The sequence below is a fragment of the Thermostichus sp. MS-CIW-38 genome, assembly GCF_054058415.1.
The window spans coordinates 39,381-48,560 of record NZ_JBSSAH010000021.1 but is presented as its reverse complement, the minus strand read 5'-3'; the positions used below and the strand labels follow the sequence as shown (position 1 = coordinate 48,560).

Genomic DNA, 9,180 nt, shown 5'->3' with positions numbered 1-9,180 from the left:
TGGCCAGGAACTTCTTGAGTTTTCTCTATCTCGTCAGTGCTCTCTTTTGGCTCAAATGAAAGATCAACACAACCTAGTTTGAATCGAAATGACTATAGATCTTCGGCCAGTGGGGTTTCCGACATGTCTTCCAGGCTCAGTTGCACCTGCCGCTGCAGCGCCTGAATCGCTTGGTATTCCTGCTGGATGCTGGCCTGGTACTGGGCGGCCAGGGCAGTGTTGCCTTCGGAAAAGGCTTGATCCCACAGTTGGGTCCAGTAGCGGTGGCGCTTCTGGCGAATTTCCAGCTCCATGTTGGCAATGGCGGCCCGCACCACCATCTGCGGACGCATCAGGGCTACGCGGGTATTTTCGTCCAACCAGAGCAGATGGCTGAGGCGCTCGTTGAGCTGCTCATCTTGGGCACAGAGGGTGCGCAAAGCCGTCAGCAACGTCTCTTCTTGCTCTTCCAGCTCCGGCTGAGCCGAGATCAGCTCCAAGATCCGCTGCCACAGCTCCCGGTGGGGGCGAAAACTAAATTGCAGCTCTCGCTCCAGCAAAGTTTGCCGAATTTCGCGGCGATACTCGCCAAAATGCAGAAAGATCTGCAAAAGATGGGACTCAGATTGCAAGAGTTTGGATCCCTTATTGAGGGAAGGTTGCCGGGGTTTGGCCCAGCGGTACTGCCGCACGGCTCGGCGCAGGTCTTCTTCCAAATCTCGACTGAGGCGACCGTTGCCGCGGCTGAGCAATTCTGCCACTTTGTGCAAATACAAAGAGCGCCATTGTCCACCCAAACCGGCCAGCAGTTGCACAAGGGCTTGACGGGCCTGCTGAAAATCGGTGGCCCGGCTCAGATCCCGACCGGCCAACACCTGTTCAATTCGCCAATCCAGCCACAGGGGGGCCTGCTCAATCAGGGTTTGCAGTTCAGAAACCGCTCGCGTCGGCGGGGCCGAGCTCTTGTACTCCCGCAAAAACTCGTCGGCATCTTTGCCCTCAGGAAGGGTGAGAATGCGCAGCTCAATTTCTCCGCGCCGCGCTTGTTCTTCAACGGCTTCAATGGCTCGGTTGGCGGCGTTCAAACCGGCCCGATCCGCATCAAAATTGAGGATCAGCCGCTTCGATTGGGTGTAGCGCAGCAGGGTCTTCACCTGGTGGGGCGTCAAAGCGGTGCCCATAGCGGCTACGGCATAGGCAACCCCCGCCTGATGCAGGGCGATGACATCGAAGTAGCCTTCCACCACCAGGACTTGATCGGCCTTGGCAATGGCATCGCGGGCAAAGTTGAGGCCATAGACCACCTGGCTTTTGTTGAAAAGCTCTGTTTCTGGAGAGTTGAGGTACTTGGGCTGTCCTGACTCCCCCAAGGCTCTGCCGGCAAACCCGATCACCCGCCCCTGCACATCGAAAATGGGCAGCATGATCCGGTTGCGAAAGCGGTCGTAGTGGCCGGATCCCTGCTGGCGGGGAACCAGCAATCCAGCCTCTTCTAAAAGTTTGACCGGTTGGCGCTTGTGGTTGACCAAGTATTCGTAGAGAGATTGCCAGCCGGGGGGAGCAAAGCCGATTTGAAATTTTTGCAAAGTTTCTTCGCTCAGGTGGCGGCTGTGCAGGTACTGGCGGGCGGCGGATCCTAGCTGGGAGCGGAGGGCATGCCGATAAAAATCGGCAGCCATGGCCAAAATCTCCAGCAGCTTTTCCCGGTGGGAGAGCTCCCGCTCATCAAGGGATCCCAAGGGCTGCGCCTCGGGATTGCGGGTGGGCAGAGGTATGTGGTATCGCCGCGCCAAGTGGCGCACGGCCTCAGCAAAGGAGAGATGCTCGGTCTGCATGACAAAGCGCAGCACATCTCCCCCTGCCCCGCAGGAGAAGCACTTGTAGATCTGCTTGCTGGGGCTGACCTGAAAACTGGGTTTGTGGTCGTTGTGGAAAGGGCAAAGCCCAACGAAGTTCTTTCCCTGCTTGCGCAGCACCACTTTTTCGGCCACCACTTCCACGAGGTCGGCCTTTTGGCGCACCAACTGAATGAAATCGGGGGGCAGACCGCTCATGGCTTCGGGGGATCCTGACCTTATAGTAGCCGGGGGAAACTCGACAGGCTGTCTTTTGACCTGGCCCAACGGGCTTGGGATAATGGGCGGGCCTTAAAGGCTAGTTTTCGGTCAGTCCCTGAGATGAAAATGCGAATGATCAACCTTTTTATCGGGCTTTTGGTGGCAGTATTTGCCCTCTTTTTAGGCCCGCAAATGGCTTCTGCTGAGCCTGATTTGGCCTTGGGAGCCAAGGTCTTTCAGGCCAAATGTGTGGGTTGTCACTTGAACGGGCGCAACACTTTGGTGGCAGCGAAAAACCTTTCTCTGGCGGCTCTTCATGAGTACCACGTAGACACCCCTGAGCTGATCCAGGCCCAAGTGAGAAACGGCAAAGGGGCCATGCCGGCTTTTGCCAAGATTCTCAAGCCGGAGGAGATCGAGGCGGTGGCGGCCTACGTTTTGGATCGCGCTGAGCACAACTGGAGTAGAGGCTAGTGTCCAAAGAGAGGACTCAAGATCCAGCCCTGCTCCAGGGGAGACCAGTGGAGCGGCTGCCTCACGAGCAGGGATGTGAAGGACAGGGATCCCGCCGCAAAATCTTGTCGGTTGGCGTGGGAGCCCATGGCTTGGTGGCGGTGGGCATTTCCGCCCATGGGGTGGTGGCCATCGGCGTGGTGACCCACGGCATCCTCTCTGTCGGCCTGGTGGCTATGGGAGCGCTCTCCTTCGGGCTGGTGTCGATGGGCTTGGCCAGTGCCGGCCTGGTGTCGATGGGCCTCTCCAGTTGGGGACAGCACAGCATGAGCATAACGGAATCCCACGGATCCCATCACCATCCCTAGGTTTTGACCAACAAACACTGCATTTTTCTCTTTCTCTACAGGTTTGTAAGGAGCATCTGCGAATGTTCAGTCTGCAAAGTTACTTGACCCTGGCCAAGAAATCTCTGCTGGCCCTGGGAATGAGTTGTTTGCCCCTTTCTTCTGCCTGGGCCCATGTCACCGTCCATCCCAAAGAGGCCACGGCGGGCAGCTATGCCAAGCTCACCTTTCGGGTGCCCCATGGCTGCGATGGATCCCCGACCGTGCGCCTGCGGGTGCAGATCCCGGAGGGATTCGTCTCTGTGAAGCCGATGGTGCATCCCCTGTGGAAAATCGAGACGGTCAAAAAGCCGCTGGAGACCCCCTATGAGTCGCATGGGAAGATGATTACCGAAACGGTTGCCGAGGTGATCTGGAGCGGCGGCTCGCTGCCCGATGAGTTCATGGATGAGTTCAGCATCAGCCTCAAGCTGCCGAATCGCCCCGGTGAGGTCATCCCCATCCCAGTGATTCAGGAGTGCGAGCAGGGCATGTACCGCTGGATTCAGGTGGCTCAGCCTGGCGAGGATCCCAACAGTTTGCCGGAGCCGGCTCCGCTGCTGAAGCTGACGGGTGGAGACAGTGGACATGGGCACGGCCACGGGCATGGACATGGGCATGGTCACGGTACCCGCTAAGCGGTCTGCTTAGGAGCATGTTTCATCCCAAAAGGGGTTTTGCTTGGATTTGGTCTGGGATCCTCTGCCTCTTGCTGTGGCTGGCCGGGATCCAGGCCGTTTTTGCCCATGCCAGCTTGCTATCCACCTTCCCGGAGGATGGGGCAGTGTTGCAGGAAGCTCCGGCCCAGGTGCGGCTTGTTTTCAATGAGCCGGTGCAGATCACACAGCTCCAGGTTTTAGACAGCAACGGACGAGCTCTGCCCTTGGAAAATCGGGTGACCAGGGGTGAGGCACCGCAGGGGGATTTGCCGCAGGGGATCCCCGAGGGAGTTTACATCGTCAGTTGGCGGGCCATTTCTGCCGATTCCCATCCGGTGAGTGGATCGTTTGCCTTCCAGGTGGGGGCAGCCGATCCTGGGCAATTGCAGGCGGCGAGGACAGCTCACGCCCAAGGAAGGGATCCCTTGTACTGGCCGCTGGTGGGGGTACGCTGGGGGATCTACTTGGGCAGCCTTTTTGTGGTGGGGGTGCTGGGCTGGTGGCGACTGTTGCGGGGGCAGCGGAGCAGTTTCGCCGATTCCGATCGCGTCAGCGGGGCGGAGCCCTTATCTTGGGCTTTTGCGACAGCTTGGATCACCCTCAGCTTGACCGTGGTGGCCTTCAGTCTGCATTTGGCCCAGCTCTACCCTTACTTTAATGGGCGAGAGCTGCTGCGTGTGATGCTTTCTCCCTACGGTTGGGGTACAGGACTGCGGCTGGTGGGGCTAGGGATCCTGATCTGGGCCTGTGAGGGAGGTGCCGTCTGGGCCAGCGGTATGGGGTCGGTGTTGGTGCTCGGCTCCTTTTTGCCCATTGGCCATGCTCTCACCAGTGAGCATCCGATGGGGACAATGGCGCTGCTGGGGCTGCATCTGGCCGGTTCAGCTTTCTGGTTGGGAGGGTTGTGGGGGCTGGAGCGCCTGCTGGGCAAGGAATCTGCTCCCTACCCATCTGTAGGCATCATCCAACGGTTTTCTGACGTGGCCACCTGGGCGGTACCGGGGCTTATCCTGGCGGGGGTGGGGATGGGTGGGATCCACCGCGGCTGGCACTGGGATCATCCCTACGGCCAGTATCTCTGGGCCAAGCTGCTGCTGGTGCTGATGATGGTGGGGCTGGGCGCCCACAACAAGTTTCGGCTGGTGCCGGGATTACAGCAAGGTGGACAGGCCGCGGGCCGGTCGCTGCGCCGGATCGTCCGCCTGGAGTTGGTGGGGCTGATGCTGGTGCTGGCCTTGACCAGCTTCCTGGTGGCCCAGGCTCCTCCCAGTCATGGAAGGCACGGCATGGGATCCCCCCTGGAATCAGGTTGGCAGACCAGTTGTGAAGAGAGCTTGAACTGGCCGGAAGGCAGCCTGCACCTGAGGATTCTGCCCTGTCGTCCTGGGGAAAATCAAATTCGGGCTGAGGTGAAGGGAGTCCCGGCCCAGGAATTGACCCTTGGGTTTTCCCTGCCAGAACACGGGATCCCCCCTCTACGCCGCACTGTAGCGCCGGATGGGCCTGGCCAATTTGTGGTGGAAAATGTGCCCCTAGCCCTGGCGGGGGAATGGCAGATCGAGGTGAGACTGCTGATCAGCGATTTTGAAGAGCGGCGAGGTCAGATCGCGGTTTCTCTCTGACTGAATTGTTACAGACATTGAAGATCGCGAAAAGAAAAAGCTGAAAAAGACCCTGGATAGGAGCTGTGGGTTGCTCCGCCCAAGGGCGTCGGCCTGTGGCAGAATCGAGCCAGCTCGTAGTGGCAAAAGGCTGCGCCGCTCAGGCGACTGGCTTGGCTATGGAAGACAAGATCAGAGCGGGAAGTGTGCTCAGGGGACGCTATCGCATTCTCCATCCCCTCGGGGAAGGAGGGTTTGGCGTAACCTACAAGGCGGTGGATCAAGACACCTTCGATAGCCCTTGCGTCGTCAAGCGCCTTCGCCCCCTCTCCACGGATCCCTATACGTTGGCCACGGCTCGCAAGCTCTTTGAACGGGAAGCCAAGGTTCTCAACCGGCTCAACCACTTCGACCAGGTGCCCCGCCTTTTGGCCCACTTCGAGCAGGATCAGGATTTTTACTTGGTGCAAGAGTTTGTTGCCGGGCATGATCTCAGCCAGGAGCTGATCCCGGGCAAGCCGCTGAGCGAGGCCGAGGTTTTGAAACTGTTGTGGGATATTTTGGAGATCCTGCGCCATGTACACGCCCACCAGATCGTCCATCGGGATATCAAGCCGGCCAACCTGATGCGCCGCGATGCCGATGGCAAGTTGGTGTTGATCGACTTTGGGGCAGTCAAGGAAGTGGGGCGGTTGGTCAGCCATGCCCCCGGCCAAACTCAGTTGGCGACGGTGATTGGCTCGGTTGGCTACATGGCGCCCGAACAGCTCAACGGCAAGCCCCAGCCCTGCAGCGACCTGTACTCCGTAGGGGTGCTGGCCATCCAAGCCCTCACCGGTCGTCCTCCCCATAAGATCCGGGATGATCCCCGCACCGGCCAACTGCTCTGGCGGGATTTGGTTCAGGTCAGCGAGGAGCTGGCCGAGATTTTGGATCGCCTGATCTGCCCCCACTGGCAAGAGCGCTTCCAGTCCGCTGCTGAAGTGTTGGAGGCGCTGCGGCCCCTGTTGCCTTTTCCCCAAGAGGCGACGCTCGGCGATGTTTCGGTGGATCAGGTTTTGGTGACGCGCCTGTTGGCCCGCGCACAGGAGAAAGCCCGCCAAGGGGATTTCCAGGGGGCGATTGCCGACTGTACGTTGGCCATTCAATTGGATCCCCAAAATAGCCGCGCCTACAGCCAGCGGGGCAGCGCCCGCTACAAAAGTGGGGACTTGGCAGGGGCCATCGCAGATTACACCCAAGTCATTCAACTGGCAGGGGACGCCCGCGCCTATTTCAACCGCGGCATTGCCCGCTACCGGCTGGAGGACTACGAGGGAGCTGTTGCCGACTACACCCAGGCTCTCGGCCTCAACCCACAATGGGCGGTGGCCTACTACAACCGTGGCAATGCTTACCGGCAACTCAATCAGCAGCAGCAGGCCATCGAAGACTATTCGCGGGCCATTGAGCTCAACCCGGAAGATGTGCGGGCCTATTTCAACCGCGGCGTGGTGCGCGGCCATCTGGGAGATGCGCAGGGGGCAGCAGCCGATTTTTCCGAGGTGATCAAGCGGGACCCTCAGGACGGGGAAGCCTACTTCAACCGGGGAGTGGCGCGGGTCCAGTTGTCAGATTTGCAAGGGGCCGTCGAGGACTACACCCAAGCGCTGCAGTTGGATCCTCGCCACGGCAAAGCCTATTACCACCGGGGCCTGGCCCGACAAGCGTTGGGGGATCCCCAAGGGGCCGTTGAAGATTTTTCTCAGGCCCTATCCCTACGGTCTGCTGAGGCCACTGAGCTACCTGAGGCAGAGGCGGCAGCCCAGGCGGATCTCTACTTGCAGCGGGCGATGGCCTACCTGAGCAGCAACGCCCTGGAGTCGGCGCTGGCCGATTGTGAACAGGCTCTCCGCCTGGATCCTAAGCTGTCGCGGGCCTATCTCTGCCGGGGCTTGGCCCGTCAGGGGCTGGGGGATCCCGGCGGCGCTCTGGCAGACTTCAACCGCGCCCTGGAGCTGGATCCCCAAATGGCCAAAGCCTACCTCAACCGGGGCATTGCCCACCTGGACTTGGGCAACATTGAAGCGGCTTTGTCCGACTTGAACCAGGCCATTGCTTTGGATCCCCAAGATGCCAGTGCCTACAGCAGCCGCGGGCGAATCCATTGGCTGTTGGGGGATCCCCTAGCGGCTCTGCGGGATTATACAGCTGCCCTGGAGCGGGATCCGCAGAACCCTCAGCTCTACCTCAACCGCGGCCAACTCCATGTTGAGCGGGAAGATTGGCCGGCAGCCTGTGAGGACTTCTCGCAGGTGTTGCAGTGGGCGGCGAGGCCTGGGATCCCACGCGGGCCGGAGCTGCTGGTTAATGCCCATCTGCGCCGCGGTATGGCACGGCAACGCTTGGGGGATTGGCAGGGAGCGCTGGCCGATTTCGACCAAGCTCTGCAAGGGGATCCTCAGTCGGGCTTGGCTTATTTCCATCGCGGCCAAGTGCGGGCTGCTCTGGGAGATGGGCTGGGGGCCATCCAGGATTACCACCAGGCTTTGGCGCTGGGGGTGGCAGTGGCCGAGGCGGATATCCGCCGAGATCTGGCGCGGGCCCAAATCCAGACGGGAGATCTGCAGGCGGCCTTGGAGCAGTTGAACGAGGCGGTGCGCTTGCAGCCGGAACGGCGGGATCTGCGCCAAGAGCGAGCTGAGTTGTGCCGACAGCTGGGCCGGTGGCCAGAGGCCATTGCCGACTACGACGAGGTGTTGCGGCAGGATCCTCAGGACTGGACGGCTTGGCTGGGACGGGGCATGGCCCATGGACAGGTGGGCAACTGGGATTCCGCCATTCAGGATCTCAGCCGGGTTTTGCAGCAGGATCCTGACCACAGGGAAGCGCTGTGGCACCGAGGACAAGCTCTGCAGCAGTTGGGTCAGACCGAAGCGGCCTTGCAAGATCTAAACCGTCTGCTGCAGCGGGATCCCCAACACAGGATGGCCCGCTTGGCCCGCGGCTCTCTGTTGTTGACGTTGGCGGTGCGCGGCACCGATGGCCCTACCAACCGTGCGGAGCAGGATCGCGTCAGCGGGACGGAGTCCTTGGAGCTGGGGTACTACGCGCAGGCTGAATCCGACTTCGACCAAGTCATCCAGGAAGAGGCCCAAGACGGGGAACAGTCCCGGCAGCTCTATCTGGAGGCCCACCTGAAGCGGGCCCAAGTCCGCCGCCTGCGCCACAACCTGGAGGGGGCAATAGCCGATTGGGATCGGGTCTTGGAGCTGGCCAGCCCAGGGGATCCAGAAGTGCTGGTCACCGAAGCCCTGTTGTATCGGGGCTTGTGTCGCCAAGAGAGGGGGGATCTGGCTGGGGCGTTGGCCGATTTCACGGCGCTGATCCAGCAGCAACCGCAGGCTTCTCAGGCTTTTGCTTTGCGGGCAAGGGTGCATCTGGCTTTGGGGGATCAAGAGGCGGCATTGGCGGATCTCAACCAAGCTCTGAGCCTCGACCAGAACTGGGGGGTGGCCGATGCTGCCCTGGCCTACCGTCAACGGGGGGATCTACACCGGCAGGCCAATTGCCCTGAGCTGGCCATTGCCGACTACACGCAGGCCCTGGCCTTGAACCCCCAGGAGCACTCTGCTTTGCTCCACCGAGCTCTCCTGTGGGATGGCGAGGGACAGACGGACAAAGCGATAGAAGACTACACCCGACTGCTGCAACTGGAGCTGGATCCCCAGGAGCGGGTCTGGGTTTTGAACAACCGCGGCTGGGCCTACGCCCAACAGGGGGATTTTTCGGCGGCCATCCGCGACTACGACCAAGCCATAACACTCTGCACTGCTGACGCGAGCGATAGGGATCCCTGCCACCTCAAGGCCCACCTCAACCGCGCCCTGGCCCGGACTGCCCTTGGGGATTGGCAGAGAGCCTGCCAGGATTTCCAGGCTGCCCTCCAGATGCAAGGGTACGAAGGTCGGCTTTTGGAAGACGTTATCGCTAGTTATTTCAAAATAGGTTGAGACACTTCCCAAAGGCTCCGCGCCGTCGCCGCGGCCACCTCCAACCTCTCTTA

Annotated in this window: 6 protein-coding genes; 5 read left to right on the top strand and 1 reads right to left on the bottom strand. The window is 60.5% G+C overall.

The window, feature by feature from the left end:
* Window positions 1-92 precede the first annotated feature (92 nt).
* Entirely contained in the window at window positions 93-2,033 is a 1,941-nt protein-coding gene (gene dnaG / locus ACVWXZ_RS08755; protein WP_457482404.1) for a DNA primase, read from the bottom strand.
* Between the two features lie 135 nt (window positions 2,034-2,168).
* Here dnaG and ACVWXZ_RS08750 point away from each other — a divergent pair, with 135 nt between their 5' ends.
* The 5 genes from ACVWXZ_RS08750 to ACVWXZ_RS08730 all read left to right on the top strand — a co-directional run bounded on the left by ACVWXZ_RS08750 (window position 2,169) and on the right by ACVWXZ_RS08730 (window position 9,127).
* The gene (locus tag ACVWXZ_RS08750) at window positions 2,169-2,510 is read left to right on the top strand and encodes a c-type cytochrome (protein WP_011433133.1); all 342 of its coding nucleotides are present in this window, start codon (window positions 2,169-2,171) and stop codon (window positions 2,508-2,510) included.
* Window positions 2,510-2,857, top strand: coding sequence for a hypothetical protein (locus ACVWXZ_RS08745; protein ID WP_457403486.1), 348 nt, complete (start codon window positions 2,510-2,512; stop codon window positions 2,855-2,857). Before ACVWXZ_RS08750 ends, ACVWXZ_RS08745 begins: the two co-directional genes overlap by 1 nt.
* 62 nt (window positions 2,858-2,919) lie before the next feature.
* A complete protein-coding gene (locus tag ACVWXZ_RS08740; protein WP_457403485.1) occupies window positions 2,920-3,513 on the top strand; it encodes a YcnI family protein in 594 nt (197 codons plus the stop codon).
* 17 nt (window positions 3,514-3,530) lie between these two features.
* Window positions 3,531-5,156 (top strand): copper resistance CopC/CopD family protein, encoded by a 1,626-nt coding sequence (locus tag ACVWXZ_RS08735; RefSeq protein ID WP_457403483.1) that lies wholly within the window; start codon window positions 3,531-3,533, stop codon window positions 5,154-5,156.
* 95 nt (window positions 5,157-5,251) lie between these two features.
* A complete protein-coding gene (locus ACVWXZ_RS08730) occupies window positions 5,252-9,127 on the top strand; it encodes a tetratricopeptide repeat protein (RefSeq protein ID WP_457403482.1) in 3,876 nt (1,291 codons plus the stop codon).
* The last annotated feature ends 53 nt before the right edge of the window (window positions 9,128-9,180 follow it).

Excerpts from the sequence above, each read along its gene's own strand:
- ACVWXZ_RS08735 (WP_457403483.1), top strand. The coding sequence starts at position 3,531 with ATGTTTCATCCCAAAAGGGGTTTTGCTTGGATTTGGTCTGGGATCCTC.
- ACVWXZ_RS08740 (WP_457403485.1), top strand. The coding sequence starts at position 2,920 with ATGTTCAGTCTGCAAAGTTACTTGACCCTGGCCAAGAAATCTCTGCTG.
- dnaG (WP_457482404.1), bottom strand. The coding sequence starts at position 2,033 with ATGAGCGGTCTGCCCCCCGATTTCATTCAGTTGGTGCGCCAAAAGGCC.
- ACVWXZ_RS08750 (WP_011433133.1), top strand. The coding sequence starts at position 2,169 with ATGATCAACCTTTTTATCGGGCTTTTGGTGGCAGTATTTGCCCTCTTT.